The organism is Paraburkholderia phenazinium (assembly GCF_900141745.1).
GTDB classification, from domain to species: Bacteria; Pseudomonadota; Gammaproteobacteria; order Burkholderiales; family Burkholderiaceae; genus Paraburkholderia; species Paraburkholderia phenazinium_B.
In genome coordinates this window covers 945,765-965,612 of record NZ_FSRM01000001.1, presented here as the reverse complement: position 1 = coordinate 965,612, position 19,848 = coordinate 945,765, and the positions used below count along the sequence as shown (strand labels likewise).

The following is a 19,848-nucleotide window of genomic DNA, read 5'->3' as shown; positions in this document are numbered from 1 at the left end:
CGGCGACTCAGGTCGGTGAATAACGGCGCTGCGGTACGAGGCGCCAGCCGAGGTTGACGCCCGCAGCGGCTAGCAGAATCAGCACGGCGCCGAACACCTGCACCCATGCGAGCTTCTGGCCGAATGCAACGCGATCGACAATGATCGCGACAACCGGATAGATGAACGAGAGTGCGCCGGTCATCGCAGTCGGCAACTTCTGGATCGCCCCGTAGAGCAGCACATACATGATGCCGGTGTTCACGATGCCGAGCGTCATGAGTTCAAGCCAATGTGCGCCCGTGGTAGGCAGCGCATCGAAGCGTACGAACGGAGCGAGCATCAGCACGCCAAGCCCCACCTGAATCAGCGCGATCAGATGCGGTGGCGTGCCTTTCAGATGTTTGGTGATGATCGACGACACCGCGTACATGGCCGCCGCACCAACCGCATAGGCAATTCCTTCAAGGTACCGGCCCGGCATCGCGAGCACGGCGGGCTCAACCCGCACGACCAGCACGAGGCCACCGAACGCCACCAGCAGCCATGCAATCGTCGAGGCAGTGATGCGTTCGCGGAACACGACCGCACCGAGCGCGACCAGCATGAATGGCTGCGTGTTGTAGACAGCGGTGGCCATCGAAATCGACGCGCGCGAATACGCGGCAAACAGCAGCACCCAGTTGATGACGATCGCTACACCGCCGAGCGCTGCGAGACCCAGCATGCGCCAGGAGAAAAGATTGCGGCGGAACAGCCCTAACGCGGCGCAGACGAGGGCCAAAGTGGCGCCACCGAACACGCAACGAAAAAACACCACGTTGAACGCGCTCTGTTGCGACGACACGACCAGCCAGCCGATTGTCCCTGACATCAGCATCGCCACGGTCATCTCCGCCGCCCCGCGGCCGGTGGCGCTCCCGCGCATTTCATCGGCAGCCATCTTCGCTCTCCCAGGATTGATCACCTGAGAGTCAGTGTATTTAATCCGGATGATTGAATATATGGCTAAACTTAGGCATTCAATTGCGCGGACCTAAGAATCGAAGGCAATCATGGCAAATCGCCTTACAACCAATCCCCCCGCTACGCTCGACGATACCGATCGGGCGCTGCTGGCGGCGCTCGCGGAAGATGCCCGCCAGCCGGTCAGCGAACTGGCGCGGCGGGTCGGCTTGTCCGCACCCAGTACCGCCGAACGTCTGCGGCGGCTCGAGACTCAAGGTGTAATCGAGCGCTTCACCGTGCAGATCGATCCGCGCGCGCTCGGCTACACGCTGCAGGCAATCGTGCGGGTGAAGCCGTTGCCCGGACAGTTACATCTGGTCGAAGACGTGATCCGCCGTATTCCGGAGTTCGTGGAGTGCGACAAGGTGACCGGCGACGACTGTTTTGTCTGCCGTCTGTACCTGCATTCGATCGAGCAGCTCGACGAAATCCTGTCGAAGGTGACGGAGCGCGCGGAAACCAGCACCGCCATCATCAAGTCGACGCCGGTCGCGCGCAGGCTGCCGCCGCTAGGCTGAGCGCGACCCGGCTACTGCTCGACGGCCTCGAAAAAGGAGAGCATCTCCGGGACCAGTTCCGCTGGCGCTTCCTCGGGGATGTAATGCCCGCACGGCAACGCCCGCCCGCTGACATCGCGCGCCACCCGGCGCCATTCCGCGAGCGGCTCGAAACACTTCTCGATCACACCCTCCTCGCCCCACAGCACGCGCAGCGGGCAGCCAATCTTGTGGCCACGTTCGATGTCAGCGCGATCATGGTCGAGGTCGATGGTCGCCGACGCGCGGTAGTCCTCGCACATCGCATGCACCGCACCTGGCTGCCGCAGCGAGCTGCGATAGGCGTCGAGCGCCTCGGGGGCGAACGGCGTCAATCCGGCGTGGCGGCTGCCCATCACACGTTCGACGTAGACGTCCGGATTGGCGCCGATCAGCGTCTCCGGCAGCGGCTCCGGCTGGATCAGGAAGAACCAGTGGAAATACAGCGTGGCAAAGGTGCGGTCGGTGGCTTCGTACATGGCGAGCGTCGGCGCAATATCGAGCAGCATCAGACGTTCGACCGCTTCCGGATGATCGAGCGCCATCCGGTGTGCGACCCGTGCGCCGCGATCATGGGCGCAGACCAGAAAGCGTTCATGGCCGAAGTGACGCATCACCGCGACCTGATCCGCCGCCATCGCCCGTTTGGAATATGCCGCGTGAGTGGCGTCGCTGGCCGGTTTCGCCGAGGCGCCGTAGCCACGCAGGTCGGTGGCGATCACGGTGAAATGCTGTGCGAGTTGCGCGGCGCACCGATGCCAGATCAGGTGCGTCTGCGGATGGCCATGCAACAGCAAGAGAGGCGGCCCTGCCCCGCCCTTGACCCCGTAAATGTCGACGTCGCCCGCGGCGACCCGGAAGGGCGTGAAATCCTCGAAGGGCATAGCGAGAGTCTCTTGTCGTTGTTCGTGAAAGCATTGTAGGAGCGCTGTGTGTCCATACGGGGTGGTATAGGGCACGTAAGCGTAGAACCTGAACACTTCCTCCAACTGCACCATCGCTGCAATCGGGCGGCCATTCGCCTATAATCGAACGATCGTTCGAAAACTGCGCGGGCTTCATGGAGCCCGCTGGATTCCGAACGCAAGTCGCACAACACGCGCAGCAGCCATCACCGACTCACGCTGCGTCCTGTGCCACTACACTTCACATATGCCGGGCGTTCGACGCACGCCGGCTCGCCTGATAGGAGACTTGCGCCATGGCATTGCCCGCCGTCCTGCAGCACCTTGCGCTGCCCGTTGTTGCCTCGCCGATGTTCATCGTCAGTTACCCCGATCTGGTTCTCGCGCAATGCAAGGCCGGGATCGTCGGCTCGTTCCCGGCCTTGAATGCACGGCCTGCCGAGTTGCTCGACGAATGGCTCACGCAGATCCAGGCGTCGCTCGCCGAACACAAGGCAGCCCATCCGGACGCCGTGATCGGGCCGATCGCCGTCAACCAGATCGTCCATCAGTCGAACGTGCGGCTCGAGCACGACGTGCGCGTATGCGTCGAACATAAGGTGCCGATTTTCATCACCAGCCTGCGTGCACCGGCCAAGGAAATCGTCGACGCGGTGCATAGCTACGGCGGCATCGTGCTGCACGACGTGATCAACATCCGTCACGCTCAGAAGGCGCTGGAAGCGGGTGTCGACGGCCTGATTCTGGTCGCAGCGGGGGCGGGCGGCCACGCAGGCACGACCTCCCCGTTTGCGCTGGTGGGTGAAGTGCGGCGTATTTTCGACGGCCCGATCGTGCTGTCCGGCGCGATTGCCAACGGCGGCTCGATCCTCGCTGCGCAAGCGATGGGCGCAGACCTCGCATATATGGGCACGCGCTTTATCGCGACCCAGGAAGCGCATGCGGTGGAAAGCTACAAGCATGCGATCGTCAACTCGAGCGCCTCGGACATCATCTACACCAACCTGTTCACCGGTGTGCACGGCAACTACATCCGCGAAAGCATCGTCAATGCCGGACTCGATCCGGATGCGCTGCCGGCTTCGGACAAGACCGCGATGAATTTCGGCAGCGACAAGGCCAAGGCGTGGAAAGACATCTGGGGCGCAGGCCAGGGCGTCGGTCTGATGGACGACGTGCCGAGCGTCGGCGAACTGGTCGAGCGTCTGAAGAAGGAATACGACGACGCGAAGGCGCGGCTCGGGATCGCGCGTTGACCGGTGAGCGCGGCGCTTAGCTGACGGCCAGCGCCTTGATCTGCTCGAGCGATGGCCACAGCGCCTCGTTGGCAAAACGCGCCGCAAAAAAATCGACGAACGAGCGCACCTTCGCCGATAGATGGCGCCGGCTCGCATACACGAGGTGAATGGGCAGCTCGCGCGGCAGCGACTCGGCAACCAGCAGCGGCAGCAGACGGCCGGTAGCGAGATCGTCGCCGATCACCTCGGTCCCGAGCATGGCGATCCCCGCGCCTTGCAGCACAAGCACGCGCTGCGCTTCCAGCTGATTGACGATCAGGTTGCCGGACAGACTGACGCGCGCCCCGCCATCGCCGTTGGACGTAACGAAATCCGGCGCCGATACACCGGCGTACTGCAGATAGTTGTGCCGCGACAGATCGGCCCGTTTCTTCGGCGTGCCATGCCGGCGCAGATACTCCGGCGAAGCGCACAGGACGAGGTGCGCGGTAGCAATCTGCCGCGCGATCAGCGAGGACGACTTCAGGCCGTGCGGCGAGGCCCGGATCGCGACATCGAAACCCTCGTCGATCAATTCGACTACGCGGTCCGACAAGGTCATATCCACGGTGACCTGCGGATACTGCGCCGCATAGTCGGCCACTGCGCTCATCACGTGACTCAGACCGAACGCCGATAGCGACGACACCCGCAGACGCCCCTGCGGCACGATACTCGCGGCGCCGACCGCCTGCCCGGCTTCGTCGAGTTCGGTCAGCACCTGACTCAAACGCTCGTAGTACTCGCGCCCCGCCTCGGTCGGGGCGACGCGCCGCGTGGTGCGATTGAGCAGGCGCGCGCCGAGCTGCTGTTCCAGATGCATCACGTGTTTGCTCGCCATCGCCGCGGACATCTCCATGCGCTCGGCCGCGCCGACGAAGCTGCCCACTTCGACGACATGGCGAAACACTTTCATGCTGACGAGGGTATCCATGGCAATCGCTCACGAGAGGAATCAATCGACGCCATTTTGCCGTCTTTATCAAAGCAGCGTCAGCAAACCTCCGCCTGAGGTGCCAATTAATAAAGCTAAAAAGATAAACCCCGCCTTCTTCCGAAGGCGGGGTTTGCAAAGCACAACGAAACGCGTGGCGACCCGAACCGGTCAGAACTTCGTGCGGATACCCACGCCGTAGGTCTGGCCCGAGGTCTGGCTGGTGAAGTGATCGTACATATAAGCCGCGTAGACATCGGTGCGCTTGGACAGCGGATAGTCATATCCAATTGCAGCCGTCTGACGCGTCTGGTCCAGACCGCTGCCGTCGCGCGAGTACGCGAACGACGCCATGATCGAGCCGGGGCCCGCTGGAACCGTCACGCCGCCTTGTGCGGTGTTCACGTGCCAGCTGCCGATGTCCTGTGCGTTGTACGTGTACATGTACTGGCCGAAGAACTTGACGTACTTCAGGTCGTAGGACAGGCCCAACTGAGCGACGCTCTGGCTCTTCATGCTCGCGAGCCCCACGCTTTGTGCGAGGCTGGTCAGATCGCCCGGGGCGTCGTTGAAGTTCACGTACTGATAAACGCCGGTTGCCGCGAACGCGCCGTGGAAGTACAGGAACTGGGCGCTCCACTTCTTCGCGCCGTTCTCACCCGCCGTATTGCCCAGGGCATACATGACGTTGGCGCTAAAGCCGTTGAAGTTCGGTGACGAATATTCCACCGCATTGTTCCAGCCCGAATCGCCGGCCACACCCTGGTCAGTGTTGTACGTCGGGAAGGTGCCGAGGCCGAGGTACGTATGCCACACCATCGGCGAGAATTCGTACGAGTCGACGAACGGGTTGAACAGGATCGTCGAGACGAACAGCGGCGTGGTCAGACGTCCGGCCGTGACCGTGCCGTACGGCGATTCGATACCGACATACGCGTTACGCGAAAAGAACGTATCGCCCGTGAAGCGGCCGTAAGCGCCGTTCTGCGCGAGGAAGAAGCCTTCCAGAGTGAAGATCGCCTTGTAGCCGTTGCCCAGATCCTCCGCCCCCTTCAAGCCCCAGTAGGAGGTCGACATACCGCCGCCCGACACTTCTGCTGCGCCCTTGCCGTCCGGGAATTTCTGGTCGCCGACCCATTCGTCGACCTGACCATAAAGTTGCACGCTCGATTGCGCGAACGCCGACGATGCGCCCCCGGCCAGCAGGCAAGCGATGACGCTGGTCTTGAGAGTCGTATTGAGCGCACGGCGGAAATTTGTATTCATGGGTTCTCCTGTCTTTGTCAAAAGGGTGTGGCTGCTGTGCGGCGGGGAAGCTCGCGCTAACGGTTTCTCGGTCGTCCGTTAGATCAACGAGTTAATCTGGGCGGGACCATCTTTGCGGACCATTTTTGTGGACAAAAATATGGGTTGTTATTGCCGGTATATCGGTCCGATTAGTTTTGTCGTTTATCGGACTGATAAAGCGCGATTGGCTTTCGCCCGCACCACGGGATATCTCGCCCCGCAACGGGCTGCAAGGCCCGCCAGGACTGCAGCGCAAAGACAGATAACGGATCAGGGACCGCGCCGATGACGGCCGGCCCGGTGAAGGACAAAATTTGAAGGTTCAGTAAGGTGCCGTGCGTCGTGCTGTCATGAAAGTGTGGCGTGCATACGTCACTTGGACGGGCAGACAACGCACGGTATGACCGGGCGCAGGTTAGCTGACAGATTGAAAGCAGGAGAAAGTGGCTGGCGATGCCGTTCTCGTGACGGCGCGCAGGACGACCGGTCTCGAGCGAGCGGAGCGCGCAGGAGTCAACGAGGAGCGTTCAGGAAAAGGCTAGTTGCGGTAGGGCGACTGCCCCGGCGGCCGGTTCATATACTCCGGCGGGCGCGGGACGGGTCGAGTGGCGCCGCGCTCTTCGTTATAGCGCGCAACGTCGGCGCGGATCGAACCGGCGCGCACCATCGTTTCGTCCTCGGGCGGACGTGGCACCGAGCGAACCTCGGTGCTCACGGTGGTAATCGCGCCGGCGTACTGGAATCCGCCGCGCGGATCCGCGCGGGCGTCGCCCCTGTAGCCGCCGTAGCCACCGGCGCCGTTGCCGGCAACGCGTGATGATTGCCCGTTGGTGTAGCCGCCATGCGGTGTACCCGCGCTGCGCGCGACCCGGGCGTTGCGCTCAACTGATGCGCCACGCTCGGCGCGAGCGTCGTAAGCACGCGCATTATGCTGAGCGCCGGCATGAGCGAACCCGCCGCCGAAGCCACCGCCATGCGGTACTTGCGGCCCTCTGGCACAGGCGAGCGAACACAGCACAGTCAAGACTGCGCCCAACACCCAATGCCTGGTTCTCCACAACCCTGCGTCCACCATGATTCACCTGCCCGAAGACCCGCCTGAAGCCCGCCGTTCGAGCTGCGGCGAGGCTTGTTCCAGGATTTGCGTACCCGCTGCGGTCGATCCGCAACTTATGCATCCCATTGGCCTTTGAGCAGTAATTTATGGGTCGGTCGGAGGGGTGTCGAGCCAAAAAGTGTTAGGCCTGACACTGCGTTGTAACACCATGTTACTGCGACGTTTTTGCGCGACAAACGTCTTGCGCAAGGGGCAAATCAGGGCCTCCTGATTACCAGCTGGAACGCCCCGAAATACCCCCGCGCAGCCGCTCCGCCAGGCGGGTTTCGACACGCCTCAGAAGCGCAATCCTCATCAATCGATTCCGCAAATGAATTTGATTTTTTAATCACGATCCGCTATTAATGGTCCCTTCCCCCTACAGCGAACGCCACGTGCCGCCACGCACGCGTGTCTGTATTTCCGCGTTACCCGCATCACCCGAATTGAGTTGAGATTGCGAAATGGCTCGCCCGAAACTGCTTCCCGATAACTTCACATTGTGCCTCGTCGGCACGGTGATCTTCGCCAGCCTGCTGCCCGTGCACGGGCAGGCAGCCGTCTGGTTCAACTGGCTGACGAATTTCGCCGTCGGGCTGCTGTTTTTTCTGCACGGCGCCAAGCTCTCACGCGAAGCGATCGTGGCGGGCGCGACCCATTGGCGTCTGCATATCGTCGTCCTGCTAAGCACGTTTGCGCTGTTTCCATTGCTCGGGCTCGCGCTCAAACCGCTCCTTTCGCCCCTTGTTACGCCTGCGCTCTACGCCGGCGTCCTCTTCCTCTGTACGCTGCCATCGACGGTCCAGTCGTCCATCGCGTTCACTTCGATTGCCAAAGGCAATGTGCCGGCTGCCGTGTGCAGCGCCTCGGCTTCGAGCCTGCTCGGTATCTTCATTACGCCGGCGCTCGTCAGCCTGGTCGTCACGAACCAGGCGGCCGGCGGCACGTCCGCATGGCACACGGTCTGGAATATCGTGCTGCAACTGCTGGTGCCGTTCGTGGCGGGGCAGTTGCTGCGGCCGATTCTCGGCAAGTGGATTGAGCGCCATCGCAGCGTGACGAAGTTCGTCGATCAGGGTTCGATCCTGCTGGTGGTGTACGGCGCCTTCAGCGAGGCCGTCACGGAAGGCCTGTGGCGCCATACCTCGCTGGGCGCACTGGGTGGCCTCGTGCTCATCAATGCTGTACTGCTGGCGCTTGCGCTGGCCGTCACGATGTTCACGAGCAAACGGCTCGGCTTTAATCGCGCGGACCAGATCACCATCATCTTCTGCGGTTCGAAAAAGAGTCTCGCCTCCGGCGTGCCGATGGCAAAGGTCATCTTTGCTTCGCACGCGGTGGGGGCTGCCGTGCTGCCGCTGATGCTGTTTCACCAGATCCAGCTGATGGTATGCGCCGCTCTCGCGCAGCGCTGGGGCGCGCGCGATACGAGCGCTGAAACTCGCGCGGCCGCAGAGGACCACCCCGCGGCGGCCGTTGCGCGACGCTAACGCGCCAAACCTGTCGAACAAAAGATTCATAAAGCGCCCTCCCTGAGCCTGTCTGAACAAAGCCGCCTTCGCGCGGCTTTTCCGCTATTTCACGCCGAAATGCTCGCGCCGTCGCCCTGGCCTGATGGCATAGGCGCAATGCAAACAAGACGGCCGGGTGAACCGGATTCCATTCCGACCCGCGCCAGGATACGGCGCGGGCGCACCACGTCAGTGCGTCTTGTCATTAAAAATTCACTTAATTTCCCTGCGGCGTTGCCGATAAGCCGACGGTTCACCGCTTTGGCCGAATGCCATGCCACTTCGCTCGCCCCCTCGTTCTGCCGCGCCCAGCATCGAGGATTTGATCGCCCGGCGTGATTTGTCCGCAGTATTTCAACCGATCGTGGATTTCGACGACGGGGCGATCCTGGGCTACGAAGGGCTGATTCGCGGACCTGCCGGCTCGCCGCTGGAGACACCATTCGCGTTGTTCGCCTTGGCAAACACCGAGGGCCGCGTGCTCGAACTGGAGCGCGCCGCCGCGCTCATCTGCGTGCGGGCATTCGCGCAGTCGGCCTGCGAGGGCAAGCTGTTTCTGAATTTCAGCGCGGGTGCGCTGCGCCAGCTCGCCGAGGCACGCGAGGATACCCTCGGGCTGCTGCGGCAAGCGGGCGTGGACCCAGAGCGCATCGTGATCGAGCTGACGGAACAAAGCGCGATTCCCGACATCGGCCAGTTCCTGTCGGCACTGACGAGCTTGCGCACAGCCGGCGCGCAATTCGCGCTCGACGACTATGGCACCGCGAATGCCAGCATGAATCTGTGGGTGCGCCTGCGGCCGGACGTCGTGAAGATCGACCGGTTTTTTATTCACGACATCGCGAGTGACCCGCTGAAGTTCGAGGCCGTGCGCGCCATGCAGCAGTTCGCCAGCGCGAGCGGCGCAAAGCTGGTAGCCGAGGGCATCGAAAACGAAGCGGATCTGATCGTGCTGCGCGACATGGGCATCAACTGCGGGCAGGGTTATTTCTTCGGCCGCCCTAATGCAAAGCCTGCCCGCATGGTGACGGACGACGCCCGCAAGGCGATTCGCGCCGGGCACATTGCCGTGTTTCCGGAAGCGACGCGCGCGGTCAGCGCATCACCTTCGGGCGGCATGGCGTCGGCCAAGATGATGGTGCATGCGCCTGCGTTGCCGCGCGAGGCCACCAACAACGAGGTGCTCGAACTGTTCAACCGCTTGCCTGATCTGCACGCGGTCGCCGTGGTCGAAAACGACGAGCCAGTGGCGTTGATCAACCGGCGCGCCTTCATGGAGCGCTACGCGTTGCCGTACCACCGCGAGCTGTTCGGCAAGCGCCCCTGCCTGCTGTTTGCGAACGCATCGCCGGTGATCATCGAAAAATCGATGACGGTCGAACAGATGGCCAAGCTGCTAGCGAGCGACGACCAGCGGTATCTCGCCGATGGCTTCGTCATCACCGACAACGGTAAATACGCGGGCCTCGGCACCGGCGAGAACCTGGTGCGTGCGGTCACCGAAGTGCGCATCGAAGCGGCGCGCTACGCGAATCCGCTGACCTTCCTGCCCGGCAACATTCCGATCAGCTCGCACATCACGCGGCTGCTCGGCCACGACGCGGGGTTCTACGCCTGCTATGTCGACCTGAACCATTTCAAGCCCTTTAACGACCAGTACGGCTACTGGCAGGGCGACGAAGTGCTGAAGTTCGCGGCCGCCGTGCTGGCCGACGTGTGCGATCCGACCCGTGACTTTCTCGGCCACGTGGGCGGCGACGACTTCCTGATCCTGTTCCAGAGCGACGACTGGCGCGAGCGCGTATTGCGCGCGATCCAGCTGTTCAACGAAGGCGCGCAACGCTTCTACGCGCCCGAGGACCGGCTCGCGGGCGGCATCCACGGCGAAGACCGGCGTGGCAATGCGACCTTCTTCAGCTTTGTGACCATGGCGATCGGCTGCGTGCACATTGAGTCCCATGTCGGTCCGACGCTGTATAGCAGCGAGGAAGTTGCCTCGGTGGCGGCGCTCGCAAAGCGGCGCGCGAAGCAGGACCCGGGCGGATTCGTGCTGATCGGGGCGGATGAGAGCGACGCGCTGTTGCAGGGGCACACCGACGCGCGCCACGCGGCGTTCGACTGAGACGACGGCCGCCACGCCTGCGCGACCGAGGGGCGCCCCGGGCACCGGCTTCGCAAGAGCACCGCTTCCGTAGCCTCGCGTTGTCGGTTGCGGCTCTTCAACCCACCGGAAAATGCTTCGGATTCCTACTATTCACCCCTAAAAACTCACCTTTCCCGGAAATTCAGCCTCATGTTTAGTTGATTTTACTAAACACAATGAAACCGCCTTTATTCCTTATATACGGGTATTTACGCGTACCGATTCGCGTGAGTGCAGGGATATTTCCGCCAGTTTTACTATACAATCCCCCGAAATCAACTTAGCCAGCGGCCAGCACTACGCTCGCCGCCCACCCAGATGGCCACAACCATCCGCGATGTCGCCCGCGCCGCCAGCGTGTCGATCGGCACCGTCTCCCGCGCGCTGAAGAATCAGCCAGGCCTCTCCGACGCCACCCGCCTGCGGGTCGTCGAGGCCGCGCGTCAGCTCGGTTACGACGCGGCCCAGTTGCGCCCGCGCATCCGCCGGCTGACCTTTCTGCTGCACCGCCAGCACAATAATTTCGCCGCCAGCCCGTTCTTCTCGCACGTGCTGCACGGTGTCGAAGATGCCTGCCGCGAGCGCGGCATCGTGCCGTCCGTGCTGACTGCAGGACCCACGGAAGACGTGATCCAGCAGATGCGCCTGCACGCGCCCGACGCGGTCGCCGTCGCCGGCTTCGTCGAGCCTGAAACGCTCACTACGCTCGTCGCCATGCAGCGCCCGCTCGTGCTGATCGACCTGTGGGCGCCGGGGCTGCGGTCAGTCAACCTCGACAACGCGGCCGGCGCGGCGCTGGCGATGCGCCATCTGTTCCAGCACCGCTACAAGCGCATCGCCTTCATCGGCGGCTCGCTCGCCCATTTCAGCATCGCGCAGCGTGCGCTCGGCTACCGGCGCGCGTTCTTCGAAGCGGGTCTGCTGTTCGACCCCTCGCTTGAAGTGACCATCGACGCCGGGCTCGACCCCGACACCGGCGCCGCGCTCGCCATGCAACGCGTACTCGATGCACCCGGCGAGCGTCCCGACGCCGTATTTGCCTACAACGACGCCGCCGCGCTTGCTGCGCTGCGCGTCTGCCTCGCACGTGGCCTGCGCGTTCCGCAGGACATCGCGATCATCGGTTTTGACGACATCCCTGCCGCCGCTCACGCCACCCCGCCACTGTCGACGATCGCCGTCGACAAGGAAGCGCTCGGCCGGCGCGGCGTCGAACTGCTGCTTGAAGAGTCGCCCACGCAACTCGAAGTCCACCTGCCCGTTCATCTCATCGCACGTGCCAGTACCTCGGTGAAAACACCATGACACAATCCGATCAGCTTCATCCCGACCATCCCGATCACGCAGGCGCCGCGTCGCCCAAGGCGCCCGCTGTCGCCAGCTTCCGCGAGCGCGAATTTCTGCTCTCGCACATCCAGGACACCTTGCGCTTCTACGCGCCCAACGTGTTCGACCCGAGCGGCGGCTTTTATCACTTCTTCAGCGACGACGGTTCGATCTACAACCGCACGACGCGCCACCTGGTCAGCAGTTGCCGCTACGTGTTCAACTACGCGATGGCGTATCGCGAGTTCGGCGATCCGCAGCACCTCGAATACGCGCGCCACGGTCTGAATTTCCTGCGCGACGTGCACTGGGACGCCGAACTCAAGGGCTACGACTGGGAGTTCGACTGGCGCGACGGCACCAAGCACGTACTCGACGCCACCCGTCATTGCTATGGACTCGCCTTCGTGCTGCTGGCCTATTCGCATGCCGCGATGGCCGGCATCGAAGAAGCGAAGCCGATGATCGGCGCCACCTTCGAGCTGATGGAGCACCGCTTCTGGGATGCCGCCGCCGGCCTCTACGCCGACGAAGCGACGCCCGACTGGCGCGTGAGCTCGTACCGCGGCCAGAACGCCAACATGCACACCACCGAGGCGTTGCTCGCCGCCTATGAAGCAACCGGCCATCTGGTGTATCTGGATCGTGCGGAACGTGTGGCGTCGAACATCACGCTGCGTCAGGCCAAGCTCTCACAGGGTCTCGTGTGGGAACATTTCCACGCAGACTGGTCGGTGGACTGGCACTACAACGAGGAAGACAGTTCGAACATTTTCCGTCCGTGGGGTTTCCAGCCCGGTCACCAGACAGAGTGGGCCAAGCTGCTGCTGATCCTCGAACGCCATCGCCCGCTGCCGTGGCTGTTGCCGCGCGCCATCGAACTCTTCGACGCGGCCATGACGCACGCCTGGGACGACGATCACGGCGGCCTCTACTACGGCTTCGGCCCGGACGGCACGGTCTGCGATCACGACAAGTATTTCTGGGTCCAGGCTGAGACCTTCGCGACCGCCGCGCTGCTCGGCAAGCGCACCGGCAACGAGCGCTTCTGGGACTGGTACGACGAGATCTGGCGCTATAGCTGGACGCACTTCGTCGACCACAAATACGGCGCGTGGTATCGCATCCTGACCTGCGACAATCGCAAGTACAGCGATGAAAAAAGCCCGGCCGGCAAGACCGACTATCACACGATGGGTGCATGCTACGAAGTGCTGATGCATGCATTGCCGCACGCCCCATCCAACACAACTGAATCCGCACGGTGAGCACCATGAGCGCGAGCACTGAACTTCCCCTCTTCGTTTCGCCCGGCGACATCCTGACCGACCTCGTGCGCACCGGCGACTCGCAATGGCTATCGCGCCCAGGCGGCGCGGGCTGGAACGTCGCCCGCGCGGTCGCGCGGCTCGGCCTGCGGACCGCCTGCGTCGGCTCGCTCGGCACCGACAATTTCTCCGACGAGCTCTGGGACGCCAGCGTCGCTGCCGGTCTCGACATGCGCTTCATGCAGCGCGTAGAACGACCGCCGCTGCTGGCGATCGTTCATCAGACGCACCCGCCGGCGTACTTCTTCATGGGTGAGAACGGCGCCGACCTGGCCTTCGATCCCTCGAAGCTGCCGGAAGGCTGGATGAGCCAGGTGAAGTGGGCGCACTTCGGCTGCATCAGTCTCGTGCGCCAGCCGCTCGGCAACACGCTCGCCACGCTCGCCGCGCAGTTGCGCGAACGCGGCGTGAAGATCAGCTTCGACCCGAATTACCGCAATCTGATGGCGCACGGCTATGAGCCGACGCTGCGCAAGATGGCCGCGCTCGCCGACCTCATCAAGGTTTCGGACGAAGACCTGGGCCTGCTGTTCAAGACCAGCGAAGCCGACGCGCTCGCCCAGCTGCGAGCGATGAATCCGAAGGCGACCGTGCTCGTCACGCGTGGCTCGGAGAAGGCCACGCTGATCGAAGGCGACACGATCATCGAAGCCCAACCGCCGCGTGTCGAAGTGGCGGATACGGTCGGCGCGGGCGACGCGTCGATTGGCGGCCTGCTGTTCAGCCTGATGACGGCGCCACAACGCGGCTGGTCGGAGCATCTCGCCTTCGCGCTGGCAGCCGGCGCGGCCGCTTGCCGTCATGCCGGAGCGCACTCGCCGTCGCTCGATGAGGTGGTGGCGTTGCTGCAGGGGTGAGCTGCGCGGCGCGCCCAGATTCGGCGCGCAATCCAGGGTGTCACACAGATGGCCGGTGAGTCCCGAATCGGCGTGCTAGGATGGAATCTCCCCCTTGCTGGAGAAGCATCATGGAGGACGTCACCTACACCAAAGGACTCTACACGGCCGTTGCCACGGTGCAGCCGGCAGACGGTGGAGCGTACCGCGGTTTCGTCACGCTCTCGCGCGACGAGGGCGGCGAGCTGGAGAACACAGTCTACGAAGTCGAGGCCACCTCGACCACCGAGGAAGAAGCCCTCGAAGAGGCCAAAGCGCTGGCTCATCGCATCCTCGGCGAAATCGAATTCTAGGCAGGCACCCCACATGCTGGTGCCGTTGGTGCCGGCAGCACGTTCGCGCTGCGTGGCGCTTTTCTGGAAACAACCGGCTGGAGGCGATAATGGCTGAACAGCTCTTCCTCTATGGCGTGTACTCGATCCACGTGCGCCCCCTCGAGTTACAAGGTGCGCGATGGGATGCGGAATTTGAAATCCGTCATCTCGAACGCGCGGTGCAGGCGTGGAAAACGGTCGGCGGCGACGCCGGCTACGCCGGTGAAACCGAAGCGATTGAAGCGGCCCATCAACAGGCGGTCACGGATATCGAACACGGCGCGGGAATTCCGAAACCGCGCACTTTCCCGTGATGGCGTGAGTTCGCGCGAGGCGGACTGAGGCCGCATTGCGACGCGCGGTGAAGCGCCCAAAATCTGCAAGGGCACGCCGTGCGGCGTGCTACGCTTTGCGCGTTTTCATGCCGACAAACACGCAATGGCCACCAATACGTCAGACCGCACGACCGGCCCAAGCTCAGGCCCGGCCCCTGGCCCCGGCTCCATGCCCGGCACCGGCGCGGGCACCCACTCGGCCGCTGCGGACGCCGAGGCCACGTCGCGCAAGCGGCTGCCTCGTGGCAGCCGCGAGATTCCATTCGGTTCGCGCACGATCATTGCGCACGGCATGCCGGTCCGCTTCTGGCAGGACATTTACCACAGCGCGCTAGTGGTCAAATGGCCCGTGTTCTTCGTGTCGCTGGCGTTGATGTTCTTGCTGCTCAACGCCACGTTCGCTTCGCTCTACATGCTCGGCACGAAGCCGATTGCCAATCAGTTTCCCGCCGGCTTCGGCGGCGCGTTCTTCTTCAGCGTCGAAACGCTCGCGACAGTCGGCTACGGCGACATGCATCCGCAGACGGTCTACGCCCACTGGATCGCCACGCTCGAAATTTTCGTCGGCATGTCAGGCATCGCCTTGGCGACCGGCCTGATCTTCGCGCGCTTCTCGCGGCCGCGCGCCAGGATCATGTTTTCGCGCTATGCCGTGGTGCGGCCTATCGACGGTCACATGACGCTGATGGCACGCGCGGCGAACGGCCGGCAGAACCTGATCGCAGAGGCGCACGGCAGAATGCGCCTGATGCGCGTCGAAACCTCTCCCGAGGGCTACACGTTACGCAAGCTCTATGACCTGACGCTCGTACGCGATCAGCATCCCGCGTTTCTGTTTAGCTGGACCTTGATGCATATCATCGACGAGACGAGCCCGTTGTTCGGTGAGACGGCCGAGTCGATGAAGGCGCGCGAAGCGTCCTTGCTGATTTCCATCGAAGGCGCGGACGACCAGACCGCGCAAACCATGCAGGCGCGTCATACCTGGGAAGCTGATGCGATTCGCTGGCAGTACAAGTATGTCGACCTGCTACGTGAAGAAGAAGGGGTTAGCCATATCGATTACGTCCACTTCGACGAAGTCGAACCGCTTGAACCCATGGCGCCGCTGGTCCCAGCCGCCGCGATCGACCCACGGGCGGTGCCAGGCGCGTAGGGTAAATAAGGCCCCGTTGGGTTCGATGGCAGATCTATCTCAAAACCGGCCGAATTCGCGAAGTACTTCACTGCTTTGCGTGAGCAAACCTGGAAACTAGCAATAATTTTCTCCAATCGGCGCTAAAAAATAGAGTCTCTTTCGACGCGAAGCCTTTGTGGTCCCCATCCACTTCGCGCGAACGCATAAAAACGGAGACTCGCCATGACCGCCCGCTTGCCCATCGAAGGCACGCCCGCCCTCGCCGATTACAAGCTCACCGATAACCTCACCGCCACCCGCGGCCGCATTTTTCTGACCGGCACGCAGGCGCTGGTGCGTCTCGTGTTGATGCAACGCGCGCTCGACAAGGCGCGTGGCATGAATACGGCGGGCTTCATCAGCGGCTATCGCGGCTCGCCGCTCGGTATGGTCGATCAGCAATTGTGGAAGGCGAACAAACTGCTCGCAGCGAGCGATGTCCGCTTCCTGCCGGCGATCAACGAAGAACTCGGCGGCACCGCCGTGCTCGGCACGCAGCGGGTCGAATCGGATCCGGAGCGCACCGTCGAAGGTGTGTTTGCGATGTGGTACGGCAAGGGTCCTGGCGTCGACCGCGCCGGCGACGCGCTCAAGCATGGCAACGCCTACGGCTCGTCGCCGCATGGTGGCGTGCTGGTAGTCGCGGGCGACGATCACGGCTGTGTGTCGTCGTCGATGCCGCATCAAAGCGACTTTGCAATGATGGCCTGGCATATGCCGGTGGTGAATCCGTCCAACGTGGCCGACATGCTGGAGTTCGGGCTGTATGGCTGGGCGCTGTCGCGCTTCTCGGGCGCGTGGGTAGGCTACAAGGCGATTTCGGAGACCGTCGAATCGGGCTCGACGGTCGATCTCGATGCGCTGCAAACGCAATGGACCGCTCCGCAAGATTTCGTCGAACCCGCCGGTGGCCTGCATAACCGCTGGCCCGATCTGCCGAGTCTCACCATCGAAGCACGGCTCGCGGCCAAGCTCGATGCAGTGCGCCATTTTGCACGCAGCAACAGCATCGACAAATGGATCGCACCGAGTCCGCACGCGAACGTGGGCATCGTCACCTGCGGCAAGGCGCATCTGGACCTGATGGAAGCGCTGCGCCGGCTCGATCTCACGGTCGCAGATCTCGAAGCGGCAGGCGTGCGGATCTACAAGGTTGGACTGTCGTTTCCGCTGGAGATGACGCGCATCGACACGTTCATCGAAGGTCTCTCCGAAGTGCTCGTGATCGAGGAAAAGGGTCCGGTCATCGAACAGCAGATCAAGGACCATCTGTACAACCGGCAGGACGGCGCGCGTCCGGTGGTGATCGGCAAGCATGCGCAGGATGGATCGTTACTGCTGTCGTCGCTTGGTGAGTTGCGGCCCTCGCGCATCCTGCCGGTGTTCGCGAACTGGCTCGCACGGCACAAGCCTGCGCTCGATCGCCGTGAGCGCGTGGTCGATCTGGTCGCGCCGCAGATTCTCTCGAACGCCGCCGACGCCGTGAAGCGCACGCCGTACTTCTGCTCCGGCTGCCCGCACAACACGTCGACGAAGGTGCCGGAAGGTTCGATCGCGCAAGCGGGTATCGGCTGCCACTTTATGGCCTCGTGGATGGAACGCGACACCACCGGCCTGATCCAGATGGGCGGCGAAGGCGTCGACTGGGCCTCGCATTCGATGTTCACGAAAACGCGTCACGTCTTCCAGAACCTCGGTGACGGCACGTATTTCCACTCGGGCATTCTGGCGATCCGCCAGGCAGTCGCGGCGAAAGCCACCATCACCTACAAGATTCTCTACAACGATGCGGTCGCGATGACGGGCGGTCAACCGGTCGACGGCAGCATCTCGGTGCCGCAGATCGCGCGTCAGGTGGAAGCGGAAGGCGTGTCGCGCTTTGTCGTGGTCAGCGACGAGCCGGAGAAATACGACGGTCATCACGACCTGTTCCCGAAGGGCACCACGTTTCATCATCGCAGCGAGCTCGACGCGGTGCAGCGCGTGCTACGCGATATCGACGGCGTCACCGTGCTGATCTACGACCAGACCTGTGCGGCCGAAAAGCGTCGTCGCAGGAAGAAAGGTGAGTTTCCCGATCCGGACAAACGCCTCTTTATCAACGAAGAGGTCTGCGAAGGATGCGGCGATTGCGGCGTGCAATCGAACTGCCTGTCGGTCGAACCGGTTGAAACTGCGCTCGGCCGTAAGCGTCGCATCGACCAGTCGTCGTGCAACAAGGACTTTTCCTGCGTGAACGGCTTCTGTCCGAGCTTTGTGACGATCGAAGGCGGCAAGCTCAAGAAGGCCGCGGGCGTGGCATTCGATGCAGCGGCGCTGGCTGCGCGCGTCGATGCCCTGCCGGTGCCGGCCACCCAGCTCGACGCCGCGCCGTACGACATTCTGGTGACGGGCGTCGGCGGCACGGGCGTCGTGACGGTGGGTGCGCTGATCAGCATGGCTGCGCATCTGGAGGGCAAGAGCGCTTCGGTACTCGATTTCATGGGCTTTGCGCAGAAAGGCGGCTCGGTGCTCTCGTTCGTGCGCTTTGCAGCACGAGATGAATGGCTCAATCAGGTGCGTATCGATACGCAGCAGGCCGACGTGCTGCTGGCGTGTGACATGGTTGTAGGGGCGAGTTCCGATGCGCTGCAGACTGTCCGTCACGGTCGCACACGGATTGTCGTGAATACCCATGCGATTCCGAATGCAACCTTCGTGCAGAACCCGGACGCGAACCTGCACGCCGGCGCGCTGATCGACAAGATGCGTCATGCGGCAGGCGAAGAGCGTATGTCGGCATGCGATGCGCAGGCCCTCGCCACACGTTTCCTTGGGGATACGATCGGCGCGAACATCCTGATGCTCGGTTTTGCGTGGCAGCTCGGCTTGGTGCCGGTGTCGTTCGCCGCGATGATGCGCGCGATCGAATTGAACAATGTCGCAGTCCAGATGAATCAGCTGGCGTTTTCGGTCGGCCGCCTCGCGGCGGCTGATCCGGCGGCACTCGAAGCATTGTGGCAAGCTCGGCACGGTGCGCTACAACCGGTGCGCATCGATACGGTGGATGAACTGGTCGCGCATCGCGAAGCGCGTCTTGCCGTGTATGGCGGCGTGGCTTATGTGAAGCGCTATCGCGCGCTGGTAGATGCGGCACGGCGTGCCGAGGCGAGTGTCGGCGGAGCTTCATCAGGTGAGCGTGTGACGCGTGCAGTTGCGACGACTTTCTATCGACTGCTGGCTGTGAAGGACGAATACGAAGTGGCGCGCCTGCATACGGATAGCGCGTTCCGGGCGTCGCTGGAAGCGCAATTCGAAGGCGTCGCGGGCAAGGACTTCGGTGTGAAATTCAACCTCGCTCCGCCCACGTTGTCGAGTCCCAGGCATGGCGCGAATCCGGTGAAGAAGACATTCGGTCAATGGCTGTGGCCGGTGCTTGGCACAATGGCGAAATTCCGTGGGCTGCGCGGCACGATGCTCGATCCGTTTGGCCGCACACTGGAACGCCGGATGGAACGCGAACTGGCGAACGATTACGAAACCACCCTGCAACGAGCGTTTGCGAAGCTCGAGGCAGGTAATGTCGAGGAAATCGTCAAGCTAGCGGATCTGCACGCTCGTGTGCGTGGATACGGGCATGTGAAGCTGGCGAACCTGGCCGGTGTGAAGCGTTCCGAACGCGAACTGGCTGCGAGGCTGCAAATCGAAGCGGCGACGGGCGCTGCGGTCAAGCAGGCGCTGGAAGAGGCAAAGGGTGCTGGAACCTTGCGAGGGATTCCGGTGGTTGTGGCGAAGTGAATCTGAAAAGGTGCGGGCC

At 63.0% G+C, this 19,848-nt stretch carries 16 protein-coding genes; 11 read left to right on the top strand and 5 right to left on the bottom strand.

Annotated features, from left to right (window positions below; translation table 11 throughout):
* Positions 1-7: 7 nt before the first annotated feature.
* On the bottom strand, positions 8-922 hold the full coding sequence (locus BUS06_RS04515) for a DMT family transporter (RefSeq protein WP_074263173.1): 915 nt from the start codon (positions 920-922) through the stop codon (positions 8-10).
* A gap of 112 nt (positions 923-1,034) precedes the next feature.
* On the opposite strand from BUS06_RS04515, the gene BUS06_RS04510 reads away from it, so the two are divergent.
* Entirely contained in the window at positions 1,035-1,505 is a 471-nt protein-coding gene (locus tag BUS06_RS04510; RefSeq protein WP_074263172.1) for an Lrp/AsnC family transcriptional regulator, read from the top strand.
* Positions 1,506-1,516: 11 nt separating this feature from the next.
* On the opposite strand, the gene BUS06_RS04505 is transcribed toward BUS06_RS04510, so the two are convergent.
* The gene (locus BUS06_RS04505) at positions 1,517-2,407 is read right to left on the bottom strand and encodes an alpha/beta fold hydrolase (RefSeq protein WP_074263171.1); all 891 of its coding nucleotides are present in this window, start codon (positions 2,405-2,407) and stop codon (positions 1,517-1,519) included.
* A 317-nt stretch (positions 2,408-2,724) separates the two neighbouring features.
* On the opposite strand from BUS06_RS04505, the gene BUS06_RS04500 reads away from it, so the two are divergent.
* Entirely contained in the window at positions 2,725-3,684 is a 960-nt protein-coding gene (locus BUS06_RS04500; RefSeq protein ID WP_074263170.1) for an NAD(P)H-dependent flavin oxidoreductase, read from the top strand.
* A gap of 16 nt (positions 3,685-3,700) precedes the next feature.
* Here the strand turns inward: BUS06_RS04500 and BUS06_RS04495 are convergent, their stop codons facing one another.
* From BUS06_RS04495 to BUS06_RS04485, 3 genes are all read right to left on the bottom strand, one after another.
* Complete coding sequence (locus tag BUS06_RS04495; protein WP_074263169.1) at positions 3,701-4,639, bottom strand: LysR family transcriptional regulator; 939 nt, start codon at positions 4,637-4,639, stop codon at positions 3,701-3,703.
* Positions 4,640-4,810: 171 nt separating this feature from the next.
* Positions 4,811-5,905: a porin gene (locus tag BUS06_RS04490; RefSeq protein WP_074263168.1), complete on the bottom strand. Its 1,095-nt coding sequence runs from the start codon at positions 5,903-5,905 to the stop codon at positions 4,811-4,813.
* Between the two features lie 559 nt (positions 5,906-6,464).
* Complete coding sequence (locus BUS06_RS04485) at positions 6,465-7,001, bottom strand: hypothetical protein (protein WP_254368752.1); 537 nt, start codon at positions 6,999-7,001, stop codon at positions 6,465-6,467.
* A gap of 485 nt (positions 7,002-7,486) precedes the next feature.
* Here BUS06_RS04485 and BUS06_RS04480 point away from each other — a divergent pair, with 485 nt between their 5' ends.
* The 9 genes from BUS06_RS04480 (at position 7,487) to BUS06_RS04440 (ending at position 19,829) form a co-directional block, all read left to right on the top strand.
* Positions 7,487-8,512 carry a bile acid:sodium symporter family protein gene (locus BUS06_RS04480; RefSeq protein ID WP_074263167.1) on the top strand — a complete coding sequence of 342 codons (1,026 nt, stop codon included), beginning with the start codon at positions 7,487-7,489 and terminating at the stop codon, positions 8,510-8,512.
* A 295-nt stretch (positions 8,513-8,807) separates the two neighbouring features.
* Positions 8,808-10,655 (top strand): EAL domain-containing protein, encoded by a 1,848-nt coding sequence (locus BUS06_RS04475; protein WP_074263166.1) that lies wholly within the window; start codon positions 8,808-8,810, stop codon positions 10,653-10,655.
* A 339-nt stretch (positions 10,656-10,994) separates the two neighbouring features.
* The gene (locus BUS06_RS04470; RefSeq protein WP_074263165.1) at positions 10,995-11,981 is read left to right on the top strand and encodes a LacI family DNA-binding transcriptional regulator; all 987 of its coding nucleotides are present in this window, start codon (positions 10,995-10,997) and stop codon (positions 11,979-11,981) included.
* Entirely contained in the window at positions 11,978-13,270 is a 1,293-nt protein-coding gene (locus BUS06_RS04465; RefSeq protein WP_074263164.1) for an AGE family epimerase/isomerase, read from the top strand. The genes BUS06_RS04470 and BUS06_RS04465 overlap by 4 nt, the downstream gene beginning before the upstream one ends.
* A 5-nt stretch (positions 13,271-13,275) precedes the next feature.
* Complete coding sequence (locus BUS06_RS04460) at positions 13,276-14,187, top strand: carbohydrate kinase family protein (RefSeq protein ID WP_074265912.1); 912 nt, start codon at positions 13,276-13,278, stop codon at positions 14,185-14,187.
* A 110-nt stretch (positions 14,188-14,297) separates the two neighbouring features.
* Complete coding sequence (locus BUS06_RS04455; protein WP_074263163.1) at positions 14,298-14,519, top strand: hypothetical protein; 222 nt, start codon at positions 14,298-14,300, stop codon at positions 14,517-14,519.
* A gap of 89 nt (positions 14,520-14,608) precedes the next feature.
* Positions 14,609-14,854 carry a hypothetical protein gene (locus BUS06_RS04450; protein WP_074263162.1) on the top strand — a complete coding sequence of 82 codons (246 nt, stop codon included), beginning with the start codon at positions 14,609-14,611 and terminating at the stop codon, positions 14,852-14,854.
* A gap of 124 nt (positions 14,855-14,978) precedes the next feature.
* A complete protein-coding gene (locus BUS06_RS04445; protein ID WP_083611490.1) occupies positions 14,979-16,031 on the top strand; it encodes an ion channel in 1,053 nt (350 codons plus the stop codon).
* Between the two features lie 204 nt (positions 16,032-16,235).
* Positions 16,236-19,829 (top strand): indolepyruvate ferredoxin oxidoreductase family protein, encoded by a 3,594-nt coding sequence (locus BUS06_RS04440; protein ID WP_074263160.1) that lies wholly within the window; start codon positions 16,236-16,238, stop codon positions 19,827-19,829.
* Positions 19,830-19,848: the final 19 nt, after the last annotated feature.

Excerpts from the sequence above, each read along its gene's own strand:
- BUS06_RS04515 (WP_074263173.1), bottom strand. The coding sequence starts at position 922 with ATGGCTGCCGATGAAATGCGCGGGAGCGCCACCGGCCGCGGGGCGGCG.
- BUS06_RS04510 (WP_074263172.1), top strand. The coding sequence starts at position 1,035 with ATGGCAAATCGCCTTACAACCAATCCCCCCGCTACGCTCGACGATACC.
- BUS06_RS04505 (WP_074263171.1), bottom strand. The coding sequence starts at position 2,407 with ATGCCCTTCGAGGATTTCACGCCCTTCCGGGTCGCCGCGGGCGACGTC.
- BUS06_RS04500 (WP_074263170.1), top strand. The coding sequence starts at position 2,725 with ATGGCATTGCCCGCCGTCCTGCAGCACCTTGCGCTGCCCGTTGTTGCC.
- BUS06_RS04495 (WP_074263169.1), bottom strand. The coding sequence starts at position 4,639 with ATGGATACCCTCGTCAGCATGAAAGTGTTTCGCCATGTCGTCGAAGTG.
- BUS06_RS04490 (WP_074263168.1), bottom strand. The coding sequence starts at position 5,905 with ATGAATACAAATTTCCGCCGTGCGCTCAATACGACTCTCAAGACCAGC.
- BUS06_RS04485 (WP_254368752.1), bottom strand. The coding sequence starts at position 7,001 with ATGGTGGACGCAGGGTTGTGGAGAACCAGGCATTGGGTGTTGGGCGCA.
- BUS06_RS04480 (WP_074263167.1), top strand. The coding sequence starts at position 7,487 with ATGGCTCGCCCGAAACTGCTTCCCGATAACTTCACATTGTGCCTCGTC.
- BUS06_RS04475 (WP_074263166.1), top strand. The coding sequence starts at position 8,808 with ATGCCACTTCGCTCGCCCCCTCGTTCTGCCGCGCCCAGCATCGAGGAT.
- BUS06_RS04470 (WP_074263165.1), top strand. The coding sequence starts at position 10,995 with ATGGCCACAACCATCCGCGATGTCGCCCGCGCCGCCAGCGTGTCGATC.
- BUS06_RS04465 (WP_074263164.1), top strand. The coding sequence starts at position 11,978 with ATGACACAATCCGATCAGCTTCATCCCGACCATCCCGATCACGCAGGC.
- BUS06_RS04460 (WP_074265912.1), top strand. The coding sequence starts at position 13,276 with ATGAGCGCGAGCACTGAACTTCCCCTCTTCGTTTCGCCCGGCGACATC.
- BUS06_RS04455 (WP_074263163.1), top strand. The coding sequence starts at position 14,298 with ATGGAGGACGTCACCTACACCAAAGGACTCTACACGGCCGTTGCCACG.
- BUS06_RS04450 (WP_074263162.1), top strand. The coding sequence starts at position 14,609 with ATGGCTGAACAGCTCTTCCTCTATGGCGTGTACTCGATCCACGTGCGC.
- BUS06_RS04445 (WP_083611490.1), top strand. The coding sequence starts at position 14,979 with ATGGCCACCAATACGTCAGACCGCACGACCGGCCCAAGCTCAGGCCCG.
- BUS06_RS04440 (WP_074263160.1), top strand. The coding sequence starts at position 16,236 with ATGACCGCCCGCTTGCCCATCGAAGGCACGCCCGCCCTCGCCGATTAC.